This is a genomic window from Lacibacter luteus, assembly GCF_004118265.1.
Taxonomy (GTDB): domain Bacteria; phylum Bacteroidota; class Bacteroidia; order Chitinophagales; family Chitinophagaceae; genus Lacibacter; species Lacibacter luteus.
Window position 1 is genome coordinate 78,912 of sequence record NZ_SDHW01000002.1, and the last position, 19,082, is coordinate 97,993.

At 41.1% G+C, this 19,082-nt stretch carries 19 protein-coding genes; 14 read left to right on the forward strand and 5 right to left on the reverse strand.

All coding sequences use genetic code 11. From position 1 onward, the window contains the following. Window positions 1–23: 23 nt before the first annotated feature. Window positions 24–1,352 carry a D-alanyl-D-alanine carboxypeptidase/D-alanyl-D-alanine-endopeptidase gene (locus ESA94_RS07880; protein ID WP_129130341.1) on the reverse strand — a complete coding sequence of 443 codons (1,329 nt, stop codon included), beginning with the start codon at window positions 1,350–1,352 and terminating at the stop codon, window positions 24–26. Window positions 1,353–1,516: 164 nt separating this feature from the next. On the opposite strand from ESA94_RS07880, the gene ESA94_RS07885 reads away from it, so the two are divergent. Further along, a complete protein-coding gene (locus ESA94_RS07885) occupies window positions 1,517–1,966 on the forward strand; it encodes a hypothetical protein (RefSeq protein WP_129130342.1) in 450 nt (149 codons plus the stop codon). A 164-nt stretch (window positions 1,967–2,130) separates the two neighbouring features. Here the strand turns inward: ESA94_RS07885 and ESA94_RS07890 are convergent, their stop codons facing one another. After that, window positions 2,131–3,267 (reverse strand): arginase family protein, encoded by a 1,137-nt coding sequence (locus ESA94_RS07890; RefSeq protein WP_129130343.1) that lies wholly within the window; start codon window positions 3,265–3,267, stop codon window positions 2,131–2,133. Between the two features lie 163 nt (window positions 3,268–3,430). Here ESA94_RS07890 and pheS point away from each other — a divergent pair, with 163 nt between their 5' ends. Next, a complete protein-coding gene (pheS, locus tag ESA94_RS07895) occupies window positions 3,431–4,462 on the forward strand; it encodes a phenylalanine--tRNA ligase subunit alpha (RefSeq protein ID WP_129130344.1) in 1,032 nt (343 codons plus the stop codon). A 54-nt stretch (window positions 4,463–4,516) separates the two neighbouring features. Here pheS and ESA94_RS07900 read toward each other — a convergent pair whose 3' ends face one another. Then, window positions 4,517–5,386 carry a hypothetical protein gene (locus ESA94_RS07900; protein ID WP_129130345.1) on the reverse strand — a complete coding sequence of 290 codons (870 nt, stop codon included), beginning with the start codon at window positions 5,384–5,386 and terminating at the stop codon, window positions 4,517–4,519. Window positions 5,387–5,487: 101 nt separating this feature from the next. Here ESA94_RS07900 and ESA94_RS07905 point away from each other — a divergent pair, with 101 nt between their 5' ends. The 4 genes from ESA94_RS07905 (at window position 5,488) to ESA94_RS07920 (ending at window position 8,837) form a co-directional block, all read left to right on the forward strand. Then, the gene (locus ESA94_RS07905; RefSeq protein ID WP_129130346.1) at window positions 5,488–6,336 is read left to right on the forward strand and encodes a 3-hydroxyacyl-CoA dehydrogenase NAD-binding domain-containing protein; all 849 of its coding nucleotides are present in this window, start codon (window positions 5,488–5,490) and stop codon (window positions 6,334–6,336) included. Between the two features lie 74 nt (window positions 6,337–6,410). Next, window positions 6,411–7,400: an NAD-dependent epimerase/dehydratase family protein gene (locus ESA94_RS07910; RefSeq protein ID WP_129130347.1), complete on the forward strand. Its 990-nt coding sequence runs from the start codon at window positions 6,411–6,413 to the stop codon at window positions 7,398–7,400. A 27-nt stretch (window positions 7,401–7,427) separates the two neighbouring features. Then, the gene (locus ESA94_RS07915; RefSeq protein WP_129130348.1) at window positions 7,428–7,682 is read left to right on the forward strand and encodes a hypothetical protein; all 255 of its coding nucleotides are present in this window, start codon (window positions 7,428–7,430) and stop codon (window positions 7,680–7,682) included. A 66-nt stretch (window positions 7,683–7,748) separates the two neighbouring features. Next, window positions 7,749–8,837 carry a carboxypeptidase-like regulatory domain-containing protein gene (locus ESA94_RS07920; protein WP_164972675.1) on the forward strand — a complete coding sequence of 363 codons (1,089 nt, stop codon included), beginning with the start codon at window positions 7,749–7,751 and terminating at the stop codon, window positions 8,835–8,837. A 97-nt stretch (window positions 8,838–8,934) separates the two neighbouring features. Here ESA94_RS07920 and ESA94_RS07925 read toward each other — a convergent pair whose 3' ends face one another. Then, entirely contained in the window at window positions 8,935–9,891 is a 957-nt protein-coding gene (locus ESA94_RS07925) for a UDP-3-O-(3-hydroxymyristoyl)glucosamine N-acyltransferase (protein ID WP_129130350.1), read from the reverse strand. Window positions 9,892–10,544: 653 nt separating this feature from the next. On the opposite strand from ESA94_RS07925, the gene ESA94_RS07930 reads away from it, so the two are divergent. From ESA94_RS07930 to ESA94_RS07965, 8 genes are all read left to right on the forward strand, one after another. Then, window positions 10,545–11,423, forward strand: a complete 879-nt coding sequence (locus tag ESA94_RS07930) for a YicC/YloC family endoribonuclease (RefSeq protein ID WP_129130351.1) — start codon at window positions 10,545–10,547, stop codon at window positions 11,421–11,423. A gap of 73 nt (window positions 11,424–11,496) precedes the next feature. Then, window positions 11,497–11,994, forward strand: a complete 498-nt coding sequence (locus ESA94_RS07935) for a gliding motility lipoprotein GldH (RefSeq protein ID WP_129130352.1) — start codon at window positions 11,497–11,499, stop codon at window positions 11,992–11,994. Continuing rightward, window positions 11,994–12,965, forward strand: a complete 972-nt coding sequence (locus ESA94_RS07940; RefSeq protein ID WP_129130353.1) for a sensor histidine kinase — start codon at window positions 11,994–11,996, stop codon at window positions 12,963–12,965. The genes ESA94_RS07935 and ESA94_RS07940 overlap by 1 nt, the downstream gene beginning before the upstream one ends. 35 nt (window positions 12,966–13,000) lie before the next feature. Further along, window positions 13,001–13,711 (forward strand): response regulator transcription factor, encoded by a 711-nt coding sequence (locus ESA94_RS07945; protein ID WP_129130354.1) that lies wholly within the window; start codon window positions 13,001–13,003, stop codon window positions 13,709–13,711. Between the two features lie 57 nt (window positions 13,712–13,768). Next, window positions 13,769–14,143, forward strand: a complete 375-nt coding sequence (locus ESA94_RS07950; protein WP_129130355.1) for an RDD family protein — start codon at window positions 13,769–13,771, stop codon at window positions 14,141–14,143. 15 nt (window positions 14,144–14,158) lie between these two features. Further along, a complete protein-coding gene (locus tag ESA94_RS07955; RefSeq protein ID WP_129130356.1) occupies window positions 14,159–14,899 on the forward strand; it encodes an alpha/beta hydrolase in 741 nt (246 codons plus the stop codon). A 378-nt stretch (window positions 14,900–15,277) separates the two neighbouring features. Further along, window positions 15,278–16,123, forward strand: coding sequence for a maleylpyruvate isomerase N-terminal domain-containing protein (locus tag ESA94_RS07960; RefSeq protein WP_129130357.1), 846 nt, complete (start codon window positions 15,278–15,280; stop codon window positions 16,121–16,123). Between the two features lie 34 nt (window positions 16,124–16,157). Further along, window positions 16,158–17,243, forward strand: coding sequence for a glycoside hydrolase family 130 protein (locus ESA94_RS07965; protein WP_129130358.1), 1,086 nt, complete (start codon window positions 16,158–16,160; stop codon window positions 17,241–17,243). On the opposite strand, the gene ESA94_RS07970 is transcribed toward ESA94_RS07965, so the two are convergent. Next, entirely contained in the window at window positions 17,244–19,058 is a 1,815-nt protein-coding gene (locus ESA94_RS07970) for a BatD family protein (protein WP_129130359.1), read from the reverse strand. Window positions 19,059–19,082: the final 24 nt, after the last annotated feature.

The window sequence follows — 19,082 nt, forward strand, 5'->3', positions numbered from 1 at the left end:
TGCAAAAGTTTAAACCGATGAGTTTAATTTTCCTTCCGCACCTGTTGAATGAACTTTTCAACGGCCCTGCGTACCGAGCTAGCTGAGGTATTGTGATTGTTTACTATGACCGAAAACACCAGCAGTTTGTTTTTTGCGCTGATAAGGAAACCACTCAACGCCAGGTGCCCGGTGAGCGAACCTGTTTTTGCAAAAATAAACCCTGCCTCATCCACATAATAGTTACGCAGGGTTCCGGTGTTACCCGTTGGTAAAATTGTTTTTAGCCGCTCTAATCCAAATTCATCTTTCATTTTCAAGAGTAACCAAACAAAATCTTCCGGTGTAAATAAATTATATCGGCTCAACCCGCTTCCATCTACCCATTTTGGTTTTTGCGGAAAGCCATTCAGATCGTTACTCAATAAATGTGCAATGAGTTTTTGTTCATCCATTTCTCCAAAGAGTTGATGACTCACCATCATCAATGTCTGTTCGGCATAGAAATTATCGCTGCGGTACATCAATGGCTTGAACATAGAATCGACCGGTTGCGAATAAACCACTTCAGGATTGGTGATGCGGAAACTTTCCTCTGTTATTGTTTGATGAACTGTGTCCTTCAATAATTCTAAAGCAGATTGCAATCCGTTTGTTACAAACGGCACTTCAATCGTTTTACTCATCTCCTTTCCTTCGGTAATGCTGTATTTATTTTCCGTGCGTGGACGGGCTACATCAAATGCCGTTGACTTTCCTGTTTTAAACTGCACATCCCAGTTTACTTCCGGTTCAGTAAACACCATCGAAGCAGTGTCTTTTGCACCATCACGTTCTTCAATACTGCGTTGCTGTATCCATTTAATATAGTTACCATACACCGGCAGCGGACTACGCTCTGTCATGTAATAACCGAGATAATCATCCCATGCCCAGCCATAACCCAATGCTTCAGCTTTCCAGTTAGCTTTATTAATAACGATGGGCTTTGTTTGTTTCTTTAAAAAATCAACAACAGGTTGTGTTTTGTAATCAGCGTGCAACAATGTTGGATCGCCTGTTGCCTGTATGTATAATGTATCGCCTTCCTCTTTGTATTGCAAACCGGGCAATTGCTCGCCGAGATATTTCATGCCGGCATAAAGTGTTGGCAGCTTTATATTGCTCGCAGGAACAAAATATTTATTGCTGTTGTGTTGATGAATGTACTTCCCTGTCTCAGTATCGTACACGGCAATACCCACAAATGCATTGGTTAATGCAGAATCAGCAATGAGATTTTTTTGCAATGGCGAAACCCTTGCCTGCTTTTGAACAGAACAGGAAACCAACAGAAAGCTGAAAACGAAAAAGCCGATACTCTTGTGCATCATCAACACTTGTTTTGTTGCTAAATATACATTGTTTAGTTGTGTCGAGATTAGGTATGCCTTACCCGGTTAAGTATGCCATACCTATCAGCAACAAGATTTTTTACAGAATGTTTAAAAGGTATGGCATACTTCGCCGCTGCAAGGAATGATATACCTTGCAGAGAATGACGCTGAAAGAAAAAATACATCAAACCTGTATGGAGCTGGTGCAGCAAAAGATCGATGCATTGCAAAAAAATCTGCACGACTTATCAGACAGCGCCGGTAATGAAACCAAACGCACTGCAGGCGATAAGCATGAAACAGCCTTAGCCATGCTGCAGATCGAACAGGAAAACAACAGCCGTCAGTTAAAAGAAGTGTTGCAACAAAAAGCAGCGCTGGAAAAACTTGACCCACATCTTCAAACCGAAATGGTTGTGCGTGGCAGCTTGGTTGAAACCAACAAAGGTTTTTTCTATATGAGTCTTGGCTTGGGGAAATTGAAAGTGGATGAGCAACTTGTGTTTGCTGTTTCTCCCGACGCACCATTGGGAAAATTAATGCTGATGAAGAAAGTGGGCGATGCATTTCAGTTCAACAATACAGCTTACGAAATTCTTTCCGTTGAATAAGTGCTCACAGATTGCACGGATAAACACGGATTATTTTAACGAAAGGGATTTATTCAATACGAATCTCGACTCCGATCAGGACTAACTTCTTTGTATTTCTTTGCGCCTTTGTGTCTTTGTGGCCAACAATCTGTGCAAATCCGTGTAATCTGTGAGCAACTAAATCAATCTCTCTCCTGCGCTCTCAACCAACGTTCAGGTATTTCGCTGTGTATGGCTAACTGGTAATCGGTAGCACTGCAGGCAATGAATTTTTTATTCGGCAACTGCATCCACCAACGTCCTGTTTTATGACTGCGTAAGAACAATACATCGGCTTCGTTAATTGTGGTGTGATATTCACTGAACTGATGGCGATCGTCCAATACTGCTTCTGTTTTTCCTTTGCTCAACCCATCAATAAAATACCAGATCATTTGCGCTATCTGAATGGCTGTTAATTCATCCACATCAAGCTTTGCATTGTAACCATAAATACCCAGCGTGCTTAATTGATCGCTCATGCCCGCAAACCGGGTGAGTGTGCAAATATCCTGTCCGTTCAATCCGTTTGGTGAGGTACGATTTGCAGGTGCATAGGCATTTGCCATTGCAGCAATATCAATACTCAACAGATCGCTGCTGCGAATCACCGGTTCCATTTCTTCCAGCGCATCTTTCACCACACCTACACGAAAACAATCAAAACGCAGGCGATCCATTGTTTGCAATATCGTCGGGTGTACATAATAACTCTGGAAAGCCATGTGGTTATAATGGCGGATAAAGTTTGGTTCACCCGTTAACATCTCCATTAAAAAATTCTCACTGCGGACAGGAGTATCATTACTGAGATTAATAAACGCATCCACACAACTTGCTTCAATAATTTGCTGACGTTGTACATACGCACCGTATTGTGCAAGCGTAAGATCATGACTGCCGCCAAGTATCAACACTGTTTTCTTTGCATCCACTAATTCTTTGATCACTGCTTTTGCAGCAGCATAAGTATCTTTCAATGCAGCTCCCGGCATCACATTACCAATATCAGCGATCTTTACATCGGGGTGCCAGTTGTATAAACGGTATAAATTTTTACGGATGATCGTTGGTGCATCGCCATTGGAAATACCATTGCCGCTACCACGTTCTTCGGTAATACCCAATATCACCAGGTCAACCTGTTCGAGGTCGGGAAACAAAAAAGCATAGGTTTGGATATGGCGGCCCAGCTGCGCATCGTTCAACTCTTCATCGCCCAACACTGCCGAAAGATCAACCGGCTGCAAAAAATCTTCAATCATCTGTGAATCACTCATGTAGTTTTATTTCGGTGGCAAACATAAGAAAAGAAGTACGAGGTAAGAGGTACGAAGTACGAAAAAGCAAAATTCAAAGCTGCAAAATTTCAAGCAGGATTTATCTTGTCTTATCTATCGGCCAAATCCACCCAAATCATGGTTCAGACCTTATCTTTGCCGCATGGAACAGGTGTTACAACAGATCGAAACCTTTAAGAAAGAAATTGAGGCATTGCAGATTGATAGTGCAAAAGCACTGGAAGAGTACCGCATTAAATTCCTTGGTACCAAAGGGCTGGTAAAATCGCTGATGGGCGAAATGAAAAATGTGGCGAACGAGCAGAAGAAAGCCTTTGGTCAGAGCATGAACGAGTTTAAGCAGTTTGCCGAAGCGAAGTACGAAGAATGGAAAGCGCTGGCAGGCGATGGCGCAAGTGATACTGCTGCAAAAATTGATCTTAGTCTGCCCGGCGATGCGTTGCCCATCGGCAGCCGTCACCCCATCAGCTTAATGCGTAACCGCATTGTAAATATTTTTCAGCGTCTGGGGTTTGCTGTTGCTGAAGGACCGGAGATCGATGACGACTTCCACAACTTCACTGCATTGAATCTTCCCGAAAATCATCCTGCACGTGATATGCAGGACACCTTTTATATCAGCACCGATCCTGCATGGCTGCTGCGTACACACACGAGCAATGTGCAGATACATGAAATGCAGAAAGGCAAACTGCCCATCCGCATCATTACTCCCGGTCGTGTGTATCGTAACGAAACCATTAGTGCAAGAAGCCATTGCTTCTTTCACCAGGTGGAAGGTTTGTATGTAGATGAAAAAGTAAGCTTTGCTGATCTGAAACAAACACTGTACTTCTTTGTGCAGGAAATGTTTGGTAAAGATGTGAAAGTGCGTTTCCGTCCGTCTTACTTCCCGTTCACCGAGCCAAGTGCCGAAATGGACATCAGTTGTTTGTTGTGTAACGGTGCAGGTTGTAATGTGTGCAAAAAAACAGGTTGGTTAGAAATTTTAGGTTGCGGTATGGTGCACCCGAAAGTGTTGGAGAATTGCGGCATCGACAGCAACAAATATTCAGGCTTTGCATTTGGTATGGGTATTGAACGCCCTGCCTTGCTGAAATATGGTATTAAAGATATCCGTTTGTTCAGTGAGAATGATGTAAGGTTTTTGAAACAGTTTACGGGAGCTGTGTAATTAAACTATAACCGATTTGGTAAAAAGGCAACAGCTGATAGCTGTTGCCTTTTTTTATTGCTTCGTTTTAAAAATATACTTTGTTCCAACTTCTATACTGGTATACCTGAAATCGTGAAAGCCTTGCTGCAATTGCAATTGCCAATTTAATCCGGGCTTTACAGTGCCTGCTTTTATGCGGCCAACCACAGGTTTGTCTCCATCGTTAAGATATCCAAGAAATCCTGCAACCGTTGTTTGCAGCTGAAACGTTTTGTGATTGTATTCAACACCTGTTCCAAAAAGAAAGGCATCGTTTTGTGGTTGATCGTTGTTGAGTTGCCAAACCAGGAAACCGGCCATGGCCATATACTTCCATTTTCTGTTTTTTGATAGCGCACCTCCTGTTGATACATCAAAAAAATAACCGGGCGCATCCGTCATACGTGCAGAAGCAACGTTTGAAGAAGTTGGATAACGATAGCCTGCTCGGAATGCAAGAGCATGCTTGTGCTTATTGGGATTCAGCAATTGTACATTAAAGTTGAGATGAAGATCGCCCATTGCTTTGTTTCTGTTATATGCCAGGTAAAACACATGACGTTCTTCCTTTAATTTATGGCTCATGGTATAAAATTCAACCGGCACCCACATTGCATCAACCGACACTTTATTTTTTACAATCGAATAATTTCCCTTTATAGTTGCATTAAGTGTACGGTCGCCTGGCATAAAATGGCCGGCTGCAGATATGGTTACAGAATGATTACTATCTGCTAACCCATTTGTAACAGAAGGAACAGGAAGTGCATTAGGACCCAGATAGGCAGGGCTGAACTTGATGTAATGACTCCAATGAGACACACCGTCCCAACGAACAGTACGCTCCCACCATTCAGCAGTTTGTGCAGCAGACGACAGATAAGAAGCAATACAACAGGTCAAAAAAAGTGTTTTCGTATACATGGAATTTCAGGCACTGCAAGTTATTACAATCCCCGGCGAATGTCAACGACTGCGTTTATCTTTACTTTTTAATTACACTTATGGTTCACACTTTATGCGTTTGCGGTGCAGGAACAATGGGCAGCGGTATTGCACAGGCCGCCGCACAAAGCGGTATTTATACCTTACTGTTCGATTTGAATATAGAAGTGTTGCAAAAAGCAGAAACTTCCATCAACAGTAATCTTGATGCACTTGTTCAGAAACAAAAGATCAGCGAAGAACAACACAGCAGTATTAAAGCCAATCTTCAATACATCAACGATATTAATTTCTGCATTGCCGATGTAATTATTGAAGCCATTATTGAAAAGCCCGAAGCAAAAATTGCATTGTTCAATCAATTGGCCGAGATCAATCATGGCGATACCATTTTTGCAAGCAACACTTCATCACTTTCCATTTCGCAGTTGCAGCAATCCATTAACAAACCACAACGTGTTGCCGGTCTGCATTTCTTTAACCCGGCCACCATTATGAAATTGGTGGAAGTAGTGCGTGGAGAACAGACAAGTGAAGAAGTGATTGAACAGCTGGCTGCATTAACCAAGCAACTGAACAAAACTGCAGTGGTTTGTAAAGACTCTCCCGGCTTTATCGTCAACCGTGTTGCACGCCCTTATTATATTGAAGCATTGAAGCTGGTTGAAGACGGCGTTGCCGATTTTGCTACTGTTGATGCTTTGCTTGAAGCAACAGGTTTTAAAATGGGGCCGTTCAAGCTCATGGATCTCATCGGCAACGATATTAATTATGCGGTTAGTTGCAGTGTGTATGAACAGCTGGGTAAACCCGAACGTTTAAAACCATCACCCATTCAAAAAGAAAAAGTGGAAACAAATAAACTCGGTCGTAAAACCGGCGAAGGCTATTATAAGTACAATGGATAATTGTACAATTGATCGTTGATAATCGAAACCACACCCTAATTTTACATTTTCCATTATAAATTATCCATTCCATTATGGTATTTGTTACCGGCGGCGCAGGTTTAGTTGGCTCGGCTTTATTGAAACAGTTGTTGCAGGAAAAGCAGGGACCTATTAAAGCATTGTACCGTACATCAATACCATTGTTACTGAGCGAAGAAGAAAAGCAACAGATCGAATGGATAAAAGGAGATGTGCTGGATGTAAATCTGCTCGACGAGATCATGCAGAATTGCGACGAAGTTTACCACTGTGCTGCAGTAGTATCATACCATAGCAGCCGCAGAGAGCAGATGTACAAGATCAATATTGAAGGCACAGCCAACATGGTAAACATGGCACTGCAGAACAATATCCGCAAGTTTATTCATGTAAGTTCGGTTGCGGCTATTGGCCGTTTGCGTGAAGGAGAACAGATAACCGAAAAAACAGAATGGACCGAAGAAACCAATAACTCTCACTACGGTAAAACAAAATTTTTGTCGGAGATGGAAGTATGGCGTGGCATTGGCGAAGGTTTGAATGCTGCCATTGTTAATCCATCGGTGATACTTGGCGAATCGAATTGGGAAAACGGTTCGGTTGCCATCTTCAAAAAAATATATAATCAATTTCCCTGGTACAGCCAGGGCGGTACCGGTTTTGTTGATGCAAAAGATGTGGCTGCTGTAATGATCAGCTTAATGAAAAGCGATATTACAGCCGAACGTTTTTTGTTGAGTGCAGAACATTTAAGTTTTCAAGAGCTGTTTACAAAAATTGCAGCAGGTTTTGGCGTTCGTGCACCGCAACGTTTAGCCAAACCCTGGATGGGTAATTTGGTATGGCGCATGGAAGCATTGAAAGCCATGTTCAGCAATAAAGAGCCCTTGCTTACCAAAGAAACAGCCAGCACAGCACAAGTAAAAACTTTTTACGATGCTTCGAAAGTGCAACAGCTGTTACCGGGTTTCAGCTTTACGCCGGTTGATGAAACAATTGAACGTACTTGCAAATGGCTAAAAGAGTATTATCACTTGGATTAAACGATTACCGACTTTGATTTGCTGTATATGAAACTTTACCAATCGCCATTATTTATTGGTTCTACAATTTTGCTTTTGTACTCGATTTATCTTTTTGTTGATGACATTCAAAACCCAAGTGGCTGGGGATTCTTATTAGCAGTACCAATGTTGCTTATTGCACTAACCGGAATCGTTGTTCATTTTCTTTTAAAAAAAATTATTGGCAAGAATATCCGCATATATTTTTTTATTGAGCTGGCGTTGCTGCTTTCTGCAGCACTTATTCTGCTCATTCGTTAATGTTTTACTGTCCTTTTTCCTCCGGACCGGAAAATGTTTATTTTTAATCCCGAACAATCATCATTTATGAAAACATTCCTTTCCTTTATCCTTACACTGCTCATCGGTTCTGCATCTGCACAATCTTATTTTTATATTAAAGGCAAAGTTGTTGATGACAGTACACGTGCACCATTGGAAGGAGCATCGGTGCTTTGCCAAAACACTACTAAAGGAACCATTACCAACAAAGATGGAGAGTTTCGTATGGAGCTTCCATCGGGCGGGCATAATCTTGTTATCACTTACACCGGTTACGAAACAGAAAGCATCCGCATCAGTTCTTCGCAGGATAACAGCAATGAGCTAACCATCATTTTAAAGAAAAAAGAAAAGAAACTGGAAGAAGTGGTAATACAGGCCAGCACCGAAGTAAAAGATGGCTGGACAAAATACGGCACGCAACTCAACGACTATTTTATCGGCACCACTCCTTTTGCCAAACAATGCAGCATTGTTAATCCTGAAGTATTAAAGTTTTATTTTTCCCGCAAACGAAATGTGTTAAAAGTAAAAGCCGAAGAACCGGTTGTGGTGATGAACTATGCATTGGGTTACCGCATCCAATACCAGCTCGATTCATTTATTTACGACAACAATACAAAGTTCAGCGCTTATGCCGGTGTGGCGTTTTATACCGAGCTGGATTCTACTGCTGAACAAAAAACTGTTTGGAAACAAAACAGGGAGAAAGCTTACCTCGGTTCACGCCTGCATTTTATGCGTTGCTATTACGACAGTACTTTAACTGAAAATGGTTTTGCAATAGAACGGGTTTATACCGACAGTGCAAGTGGCAAATCAAAGATCAGTTCATTAAAAAATCCATACGATTCTGCAGTGTATGTACTTGTTGACAGTGTTGATAAAGAAGTAAACCTGTTTGGCAAATACCGTATTGTGTACACACTTGCACCAATGGAACGGGAGTATCTTGTTGCCAACAAATATCCCTTAAGTGCAAAAGAACAACTCTCCACGCTTGAACTGCTCAACGGTTTTGTAATAACAGAAAATGGTTTCTTTTACGAACAAAACGAAGTGATCAACAGCGGATACTGGGCATGGAAAAATTTAGCCGATCAGTTGCCGTACGATTATTGGCCGGAGGAGTAAGAAAGCTGCAAGCCGCTAGCCCTTAGCTGTTAGCCAAAACAAATACAAAGTTTATGCAAATGGCTATTGGCTTATAGCTCGAAGCTATGAGCTCGTTTTATTTTTTCTCTTCTAATCCTTTTACCTTCTCCCACAATTCAGGAATACGTTTTACCCAAACCAATTCACGGCGTTTGTAACCGGCTTCTTCTGCAGGGTAACCAAAGTACACTTTGTTTGCATCTAAGGATGATGGCACACCTGTTTGCGCAAGCACAACTGTGTTTTCGCCAATGCTCAATGTTTTACTAACACCAACCTGTCCCCACAAGATCACACCATCTTTTATATCAACTGCGCCGGCAACACCAACCTGTGCAGCAAACAAACAGTTTTTACCGATCACACTATCATGACCTATATGTACCTGGTTATCGAACTTGGTACCACGACCAATAACCGTATCGTGTGTTACACCACGATCAATTGTGCAGCTGGCACCAATCTCCACATTATCTTCTATAACTACCCTTCCACAGCTTTCCATTTTTTTATAACACACATCACGGTTCTTTTTGCTGTTATAATAAAACGCATCGCTTCCAATAACAGTACCTGCCTGTATAATTACATTGTCGCCAATAACAGTATAGTCGAGTATGGTTACGTTCGGATGAATGATACAGTTTTTGCCGATTGTTACATGCGCACCAACAAATGCACCAGGCATAACAACGGTACCTTCGCCAATTACTGCCGTATCACTAACAGGAGATGATGCAGGAGTAAACGGACGGAAGTGGCGCACAATTTTTAAATACGCTTCAAAGGGCTCATCACATACAAGTAACGCTTTTCCTTCGGGCACATCTGTTTCTTTATTGATGATGATAAAACTTGCAGCAGAGTTTATGCACTTATCATAATACTTTGGATGATCAACAAATACGAGATCACCTTCTTCTACTTTATGTATCTCGTTTATACCTGTTGCTAAACCATTTTTGTTACCTGTAACTTTTGCAGCAATCAAATCAGCAATCCACTGTACCGGTACCGGCGAAGGAAACTTCATAATCAGAATTTTGGCAAAGTTAATATGCTTTCACATTGTTTGCATAAACCCGTAACAGCATTAAATATTCCGTTTTGCAGCAAATAAACAAGGGTCTGCATAAAAATTTTCAAACTTTTTTTCGCCCAGAAAAAAAGACTTTTCCTGACTTGAAAAACCAAAATGATGAACGCATAAATAACATATTGTTTTGCTGTTTTTATTCAACCAACATCACACAATCAAAAAAACAAAATCGCTGAAACTATTGTGTACACAGCATTTCAGACGTTTACATTTTTTCATACAGCATCGATGCTGTTATAAATTGAAAAAAATGTTTTTAGAAAAATGTGTTTGCATGCGTTGTTGTAAACCTGAAAATGCATAGTCCTTTTCCACAAACATTTTAAAAATGTGAATAAAAATTTTTTGAAAAGTTTTTATAATCGAAGAATTTATTTTTAATATTGTGACGGAAATGAAAGTTTCCGGTACTTACTAACCCATCCATCATAAAAGCTCGGTTTCTTCCGGGCTTTTTAATTTTATAAAACTCAGCAACTACTTTGTAGTACTAACCATTACAAAAAGAATCTTCATCAACAGCATTAAAAAATAACTGCACACACACTTTACGACTTTAATTTGTTTACATTGCTTAAAAATAAGGTATGCTTAAATCAATGACCGGTTACGGAAGAACCGAAGAAGCCGCCGGTGACAAAACATTCCTGGTAGAAATAAAATCGCTTAACGGAAAACAGTTTGAACTTAATTTAAAACTCACACCGCTTTTAAAGCCTTACGAGTTTGCTATCCGTAATGCATTATCCGAAAAATTACAACGTGGCACAATTGACTGTACCATTTCGTTAAAACAAAATGGCGGCAGTGGTGCTATTACCATCAATAAAGAAATGGCGAAAGCCTATTTTCAACCATTGAGCGAAGTAGCAGCTGAATTAAATCTTGGATTAAGCGAATATATTCTTGCTGCCATGTTACGCCTGCCCGATGTGGTAGTACCTAACACCGAAGTGTTGAGTGAAGAACAGTATGGCCAGTTTCAGCAAAGCCTGCAAAATGCCATCAACGCCATCAACAAACATCGGTTGCTCGAAGGTTCGGCACTGGAAAAAGATCTCATCGAACGCATTAATAATATTCTTGCTTACCAGGAAAAAATTTCTGAACTCGAACCATTACGCCAGCATAAAATGAAAGATGAGCTGCGCCGTAAAATGGAAGAGCAGGTTGGTAAAGAAAACTACGATGCCAACCGACTCGAACAGGAAATGATCTACTATATTGAAAAGATCGACATTAGTGAAGAACAGGTGCGTTTACGTAACCATTGCGATTACTTCCTGAATATTTTAAAAGAAGGCGACGACTCAAAAGGTAAAAAGCTTGGTTTTGTGTTGCAGGAAATTGGCAGGGAAATTAATACCACCGGTGCCAAAGCTTACGATGCAGGTATTCAAAAACTCGTGGTGTTAATGAAAGATGAACTGGAAAAAGCAAAAGAACAGGTGTTAAACGTTTTGTAAGCAATCCTGTTTTGTACAGGTACTGTTTGGGTTTTACCTTTTTGCCGTATTACATTTGTAAAAACATTCCGTTTTGAAATTGTTGCAACGTTCATATTCCGCTCTCCTCTTCAGTAGTTTTGTTTTTTCTTCGTTTGTTTGGCTCAGCAGCTGCAGCTCGCTGGATGCATTTGAAAAAAATGCAGAAATTCCAAAACACGAGTGGTTCTACAATTACCAACCCGAAGTAAAGTTTGCAATTACCGATACTGTTTCGGCATACAATGTTTTTGTAACGCTGCGGCACACCGATGCGTATGCATATAAAAACATCTGGATCTACTTATCTACCCGTCAGCCCGGTGATACTGCTTTCCAAAAAGAGCGTTTCGAATTAACCCTGCAGGACCAGGAAGGCAAATGGATCGGTACGGGCATGAGCGATATTTTTGAAGTGCGTTATCCCCTGTTCAATAAGATCCGTTTTAAAAAAGCGGGAGAGTACAGCATCCGTTTACAGCAAACAATGCGTGACAATCCCTTGTTACATATTATGAATGCAGGCATCCGCATTGAAAAAGTAAAATCATAATGGGCTACACCAATAAAGTATACGGTTTCCGCAGTTTCGCCTTTTGGTTTTGGGTGTTGCTGATTTATGTAATTGTTGCTTTGGTTTGGTGGTTTGTATCGCTTGAGCGTTTAACAGCTGACATGACGCAACTAAAGCTTGCCGAATTAAATCCGAAAGCTGCCGATTACGATTTACTGCGTGATGAAGTATTGCTTTACCAGAAAAGACAAACCGCCAAGTTTGTGGGCGAAGGAGTGGCTTTTCTTGCATTGATTCTTGCAGGTGCGCTGTTTGTGTACCGTTCTATCCGCAAACAGATTGAAGTTTCTGCATTGCAGCAGAATTTTATGATGGCGGTTACACACGAACTGAAAACACCCATCGCTACCACACGCCTCAGCATCGAAACCGTTTTACGTCGCAAGCTCGATGAAGTGCAGCAACAGAAACTCCTGTTAAGCGCACTCAGCGAAACCAATCGTTTAAACATTCTCACCAATAACATTCTCCTCGCTTCGCAAATGGAAGAAAAGAATTTTCAGCGTGAACATGAGGAGGTAAACCTGGCTGATGTTGTTGAAACAGTGGTGAGCGATTATAAGAACCGTTTCCCCAACCGTCATATCGAAGCAAGTGCAGACAAGGATCTGTTTATTGAAGGTGATGAGTTGCTGATACAGATAGCGCTCAGCAATCTTATTGACAATGCGTTGAAGTATGCACCAAAAGAAAGTCCCGTGTATGTAGATCTGATGGATGATAACGACAGCATACAGGTGAAAGTAAGCGACGAAGGTGCCGGTGTACCCGACGAAGAGAAACAAAAGATCTTCGAAAAATTTTACCGCAGCGGAAACGAAAACACCCGCAAAGCAAAAGGTACGGGCTTAGGTTTGTATCTTACACGTAAGATCATTACCGATCATAACGGTGACATTTTCGTGATGGACAATACTCCGCACGGAAGTATTTTTGTAATACAGTTTTAAACAACAGCAGCGCTTGCTGTTACACTACACACAATATGTCGCAGGCAAAAGCATCCATATTATTGGTTGAAGACGAAGAGCATTTACTCGATGCATTAAAATTAAATCTCGAGCTGGAAGGTTACGAGGTAACTACTGCAGGCGATGGTGTAGCTGCATTAAAAGCTGTGGAGAACGAATACTTCGATCTCATTATTATGGATGTGATGATGCCGGAAATGGATGGCATCAGTGCTACAGAAAGTATCCGCATACGCAAGAACGAAGTGCCCATCCTCATCCTTAGTGCAAAGAACAGCAGTACCGATCGTGTACTGGGTTTAAAAAAAGGGGCCGATGATTATTTAACCAAACCGTTTAACCTGGAAGAATTGTTGCTGCGTGTAGAAAAGCTGATCGAAAAAAATAAGAAGATACAGGAGAAGGATACCATTGGTGAAGCCTACAGCTTCGGCAATAACAATATCGACTTTAAAGCACAGGAAGCCACCAATTTCAAAGGCGAAAAAATACAGCTGAGTAAAAAGGAAAGCATGCTGCTGCACCTGCTCATTGAAAATAAGAACGAGGTAGTAACCCGGGAAAAAATTTTACAGGTAGTTTGGGGCTACAATGTGTACCCTACCACCCGTACTATCGACAACTTCATCCTCAGCTTCCGCAAATATTTTGAAGAAGACAGTCGCAACCCTGTTTACTTCCACTCGGCAAGAGGTGTTGGGTATCGGTTTGTGGAGGGAGAATGAAATTGATTATCATAAAAACCCCTTTTACATAACAACCATTCGTCTCTCTTAGCTAAAATGGAAAACAACGATACTATTTTTTCGGACATTGAAAGGGCTGAAACAGAAGCGCCTTTTTTTAAAAGATTCTTTGCTAATCTGATCGATTGGATTATTGAGTTTGGACTGCTGTTTATTTTCTACATATTTACGCCAAGGAGCATCGTTTTAGCAATTATGGACGCAGACTCATTCCTTAGATTCATTGTAATATTCCTCGTTTTTATCACTTACAGGTTTGTATGCCTCTTGCTTTTTCATAAAACAATCGGCATGATGCTCTTACGTATTAAATTCCTTAACAGCAATTTGCAGCCGTTATCGGCGCTGCAAAAAATAACAGCAGCAATAGCGCCAAAAGTTTCCGATATCAGGATGTACAACGGCCAATAAACAACTATTGAAGCCATGCCAACAACAAAATGGACCATTAAAAGAGTTCTTAAAACAGTATGGATCATTGCCGGTCTGCTGTTCACTTGCTGGTTGTTTTACTCTTACCAGGCAAAAAATGTTGACCCGGCTTTACTTGCCGGCAACAAAACACTTACGGCAGAGCAAACCGATGATTACTACCTGTTCACTCCACTGCAACCGTTTACTGATGTGTTGATTTTCTACCCCGGCGCTATGGTAGAAACAAAAGCCTATGTTCCGCTGTGCAACAAGCTTGCAACAAAAAACATCCAGGTGTATTTGATAAAAATGCCGTGGCGACTTGCATCAAAAGGATATAACAAGCCGAAAGAATTGAACCTGCTTACCGATAGTTCTAAAAAATACATTCTTGCAGGACATTCGCAGGGAGCGAAAATGGCTGCTCAGTTTGTTTATGAAAATCCCGGGCTGATCGATCGGCTGGTTTTGATCGGCACTACACACCCACGGGACATATCATTGACGGAAGCAACGATTCCCATACTTAAAATTTATGGTTCAAACGACGGCGTTGCAGATGAAAAAACAATCATCGCAAATAAAAGCAAGCTTCCGTCCAACACGATACTTGTAAAAATAGACGGCGCCAATCATTCGCAATTTGGCTACTATGGTTTTCAGTTGGGTGATGATAAAGCGGGCATCAGCAGAGAGCAACAGCTGCAATTAACAGTAAACAGTATTATGGATTTTTTGAACAGTGGGCATTAATGGGCGAAAGTGTAAAGCTTGCATTATTTTGAAACTATATTTTCAATGTCAATTAACTTAGACCTGTTGAAAAAGCATCATTACATATTTTTTGCATTGCTTCTTTTACTTGGTTGTAAGCATAACTCATACAATGAATATATACCTACTTACTTTGATGGAGTAACTTTTGTAAAATCTCCGGATTCTCTAACTGAATCACATCGAACAAATATTGAAAAAGTGTTTTTACACTATAAAGTCAATTTTAAAAAAGAAAATAACCGCATATTTTACAAAGGAATAATTGATGATGAAACACTATCGAACTATTCAACAAAAGCTAACGATACAGCGTGGATAAAGTCTCAACTCTTACTCTTCGAAAAAAGTAAATAAATGCAATCCACACAACAACAGCCTCCTCTCAACACTCTCCCGCTTATTCCCAAACTGGATAGTTTGTTGATTGAATTATTGCAATCACTCTCGCCCGAAGAATGGCAAGCGCCAACAGTAGCCAAACTGTGGACGGTGAAAGATGTAGCTGCACACATGCTCGATACAACACTACGTGGTATCTCCATTTCTCGTGATGGTTTCTTTGGCGAGAAGGCGGAGAACATTCATTCTTATACCGACTTGGTTGCATTTTTAAACAACCTCAACATGAACTGGACAAATGCCGCCAAACGCATCAGTCCGCAATTACTAATATCATTGCTGCAACAAAGCTGTAAAGAATATTATGCGCATCTGCAAACACTTGATCTGTATGTGCCTGCTGTATTTTCTGTTGCGTGGGCCGGGCAGGAAACATCGCCTAACTGGTTTCATATTGCAAGAGAATACACCGAGAAATTCATTCATCAGCAACAGATACGTGATGCTGTGAGCAAACAGGCTTTGTTAACGAAAGAACTGTTTCTTCCGTTCATCGATACCTTCATGTATGCATTGCCACACACTTACCGGAATGTAAACGCCGCAACAGGCGCAACAGTAAAAGTAATTGTTACAAGTGAAGCAGGAGGCGAATGGAAGATCTGCAAAGAAGAAAGCGGATGGCAACTTGTTCCATCAATTGCTGCAGAATCCGATGCAACACTGTCTGTTTCACCAAACATTGTCTGGAAACTATTTTCGAAAAGCATGCAGCCCCAAGATGCATTGCCGTTCGTTGAACTTGCCGGCGACAAAACGCTTGCAGCAACAGCTTTGCAAATGGTATCGGTAATGGCATAACAGTTTTTGCTATCTTACAGCAAACAATTCAACGATGCTTCGTTCTTGCTTTTGTGTCTGCATTGCTGCAGTTATGCTGTATGCCTGTAATCAATCGTCACAACAAAACACCCCCCTCAACAACTGGGCATTAACCGGATTTGTAAAAGTGGATAGTCTCAACCCCATTTTGCAACCCAATTCATTGCAGCAGTTTATTTGCCCTGTCAGCAAACAAACGGTGCAGTGGGAAGAACGTAATGTGTTAAATCCGGCAGCAGTTGTATTTGATGGCAGGGTTTATTTGTTTTACCGTGCACAGGATCGAAACATGACTTCAAGATTAGGACTTGCTGTGAGTGATGATGGATTGCATTTTAAAAAAATGAAGGAGCCGGTATTTTATCCGGCAAACGACAGTATGCTTCAGTACGAATGGAAAGGAGGCGTTGAAGACCCACGGCTGGTTGTAAGTGAAGATGGAACATATATTCTTACCTACACTTCATATGATGGTAAAACAGCAAGACTTTGTTTAGCTACTTCCAAAGATCTGCAAACATGGACGAAACACGGTCTTGTGTTAAGCGATAAAAAGTATAAAGATACCTGGTCGAAATCGGGTGCCATTATTGTAAAACAACACGGAAGTAAGATGATTGCAACAAAGATCAACGGAAAGTATTGGATGTATTTTGGCGATACAGATCTGTTCATGGCATCGTCTGATGATCTTATTCACTGGACAGTTGCGGAAAATGAGGAAAGTAAAAAGATGATCAGTGTACTGCATCCACGCATGGGTTATTTCGACAGCCGCTTAGTTGAACCGGGCCCTTATGCATTATTAAAAGAAGAAGGTGTGCTGTTGATCTATAACGGCAGTAATGCAGCTAACTTCAACGACTCGTCCATGCCAAAGTTTACGTATGCAGCCGGGCAGGCTCTGTTTGCAAAAGACGAACCCTGGAAACTCATTGCCAGAACTGATTCAAATTTTATTCGACCCGATAAAGATTATGAACGTATTGGCGAAGTAAACGAAGTGTGTTTTGTAGAAGGGCTGATATTCTTCAACAACAAATGGTTTTTGTATTACGGTACTGCCGATTCAAAAATTGCCGTTGCAGTAAAAGAATAATTAAGCAGAATGTTTTGCTTCGATCTGCTGTAACAGTTTATTGGCAGCATCAAATAACTCTTCTCTATCGTCGTTTAATTCAACCGGGCTGAACACTGCCAATTCGCAGGTGTTCATAATTCGCTGATAGCTGTCTGCTTCATCTGTCATTTGCTTTTGCTTCAACAATGATACTGTAGTTAACGTGTTTATTGTTTTTGATTGCAGGTGCAACCGATCGACCATGTAATCTTCCATACCCTGCATCAACAAAGTATAGAATTGTTTTTTGTGTGTATTGCTCAATGCATCAGCAGCAGGCTGTAAAAAATTTTCAATGCCCGGTTTATTAATTACGGGTATTTGTTCTTCCTGCATGGTTGCAACTTCATCTGTTTCCTTTTTCGTTCGTTTTGCCTGAACAATTAACCCGGCCGCCATCAACACTAAAATAACAGCACCAACAGTTGCAACCCATACCCAACGTGGCGTGCCTTCATCTTCCGGCACCACATCTTCAAACACAGGTGTTTTCCGTTTTACTGCTGCGGTAACTTGTAATTGCAATGTATCGCTGTTGATTGTGTGATAGGTTTTTGTTGTTTGATCGAAATACGAGAAATGAACAGCGGGAATAACAAATGTTCCCGCTTTGGTAACAGAAAACGGTATATCAAACACTTTACTTCCGCTAATGGGTGCATGCTGCTTATCGAGGTTTTCGCTGAGTTTTGCATCGAATGAATCAACTCCCGATGGCCAGTTAATAACAGGTGCCGTAATCATAGGCAGGTTGCCTTTCCCTTTAATAACAATACGCAAGGTGGCATTATCATTTGCAGCAATCGTATGGGTCAACAGCGATGTTTCCATTGTAAACGCACCAACTGCGCCATTAAAACTTTCGGGCTTGTTTTTTTCCGGCACATCAAGCACTTTTATTTTCAGTTCATCGCTTTTCAGCACCACTCTTTCTTCAATTGTTCCTGCGCTTTCAATCTCTGCTTCTTTCATTTTATCCATCACCGCATCAAACCAGCTACTGGTTTCTTTGGTGCTTCTTGCTTTTGCTCTAACTAAACGTACAAGATTTTCCACTTCAACAGGTTCTATGGTTAACTCGCCCGATTGCAAAGGAAACAGTTGCACTTTACGTATGAGATAGCAGTTGTACATTTTTCCGTTCAGCATTTCCTTCGAAAAGTTTCCCGATTCAGGCTGTTCCATATCTACAACTGAAAAGCCGTTAAGCGATGGACGTTTTACAATTTTCGATTCGCTGTCTAAACGTGTAAACAATTTGAATGTAGCAAGCACCGGTTCTCCTACATAGCAACTGTGCTTGTCGATGGTTGCTTTAATAAAAAGATTCTTCGCAATTTTTTCTTTAACGGTTTCGTTCGGCAATAAATAATAATCAGGGCGCTCCTCTTCAATTAACTGTTCGCCTGCAGGCTTTACAAAAATGTTTGTTACGGGTGAAGCAATCATTTTTCCATTTGCTTTTACAATGGCCGATGCAATAGGCAAGCGGCCTTTTATTTTGGGGCGAAGCGTAACTGTGTAGGTAATATACTCTACAAGCGAACCGTTGATCCATGTAACTCCGGTTGTTTGTTCGAAGCCGCCGAGCTGCTCAAAATTCCGGAAGGTTGGTGCAGTAAAGTCATCTACATGGTTGGTGCCTTCAACAACAAACTGCAGTTGAAACGATTCGTTTACCTGCACAACTGCTTTGCTCGGCAGTACCGATAATTTTACCTGTGCAAATGCAACAACAGAAACAAACACTGTTACTGCCAAACAAATAAAACGATATGGTAGCTGTCTGCGCATACTGCACAAAATTAATTTAAGATA

What these genes read in the sequence shown, in the direction of transcription:
- ESA94_RS07880 (WP_129130341.1), bottom strand. Translation starts at nt 1,352, where the DNA reads ATGATGCACAAGAGTATCGGCTTTTTCGTTTTCAGCTTTCTGTTGGTT.
- ESA94_RS07885 (WP_129130342.1), top strand. Translation starts at nt 1,517, where the DNA reads ATGACGCTGAAAGAAAAAATACATCAAACCTGTATGGAGCTGGTGCAG.
- ESA94_RS07890 (WP_129130343.1), bottom strand. Translation starts at nt 3,267, where the DNA reads ATGAGTGATTCACAGATGATTGAAGATTTTTTGCAGCCGGTTGATCTT.
- pheS (WP_129130344.1), top strand. Translation starts at nt 3,431, where the DNA reads ATGGAACAGGTGTTACAACAGATCGAAACCTTTAAGAAAGAAATTGAG.
- ESA94_RS07905 (WP_129130346.1), top strand. Translation starts at nt 5,488, where the DNA reads ATGGTTCACACTTTATGCGTTTGCGGTGCAGGAACAATGGGCAGCGGT.
- ESA94_RS07910 (WP_129130347.1), top strand. Translation starts at nt 6,411, where the DNA reads ATGGTATTTGTTACCGGCGGCGCAGGTTTAGTTGGCTCGGCTTTATTG.
- ESA94_RS07915 (WP_129130348.1), top strand. Translation starts at nt 7,428, where the DNA reads ATGAAACTTTACCAATCGCCATTATTTATTGGTTCTACAATTTTGCTT.
- ESA94_RS07920 (WP_164972675.1), top strand. Translation starts at nt 7,749, where the DNA reads ATGAAAACATTCCTTTCCTTTATCCTTACACTGCTCATCGGTTCTGCA.
- ESA94_RS07925 (WP_129130350.1), bottom strand. Translation starts at nt 9,891, where the DNA reads ATGAAGTTTCCTTCGCCGGTACCGGTACAGTGGATTGCTGATTTGATT.
- ESA94_RS07930 (WP_129130351.1), top strand. Translation starts at nt 10,545, where the DNA reads ATGCTTAAATCAATGACCGGTTACGGAAGAACCGAAGAAGCCGCCGGT.
- ESA94_RS07940 (WP_129130353.1), top strand. Translation starts at nt 11,994, where the DNA reads ATGGGCTACACCAATAAAGTATACGGTTTCCGCAGTTTCGCCTTTTGG.
- ESA94_RS07945 (WP_129130354.1), top strand. Translation starts at nt 13,001, where the DNA reads ATGTCGCAGGCAAAAGCATCCATATTATTGGTTGAAGACGAAGAGCAT.
- ESA94_RS07950 (WP_129130355.1), top strand. Translation starts at nt 13,769, where the DNA reads ATGGAAAACAACGATACTATTTTTTCGGACATTGAAAGGGCTGAAACA.
- ESA94_RS07955 (WP_129130356.1), top strand. Translation starts at nt 14,159, where the DNA reads ATGCCAACAACAAAATGGACCATTAAAAGAGTTCTTAAAACAGTATGG.
- ESA94_RS07960 (WP_129130357.1), top strand. Translation starts at nt 15,278, where the DNA reads ATGCAATCCACACAACAACAGCCTCCTCTCAACACTCTCCCGCTTATT.
- ESA94_RS07965 (WP_129130358.1), top strand. Translation starts at nt 16,158, where the DNA reads ATGCTTCGTTCTTGCTTTTGTGTCTGCATTGCTGCAGTTATGCTGTAT.
- ESA94_RS07970 (WP_129130359.1), bottom strand. Translation starts at nt 19,058, where the DNA reads ATGCGCAGACAGCTACCATATCGTTTTATTTGTTTGGCAGTAACAGTG.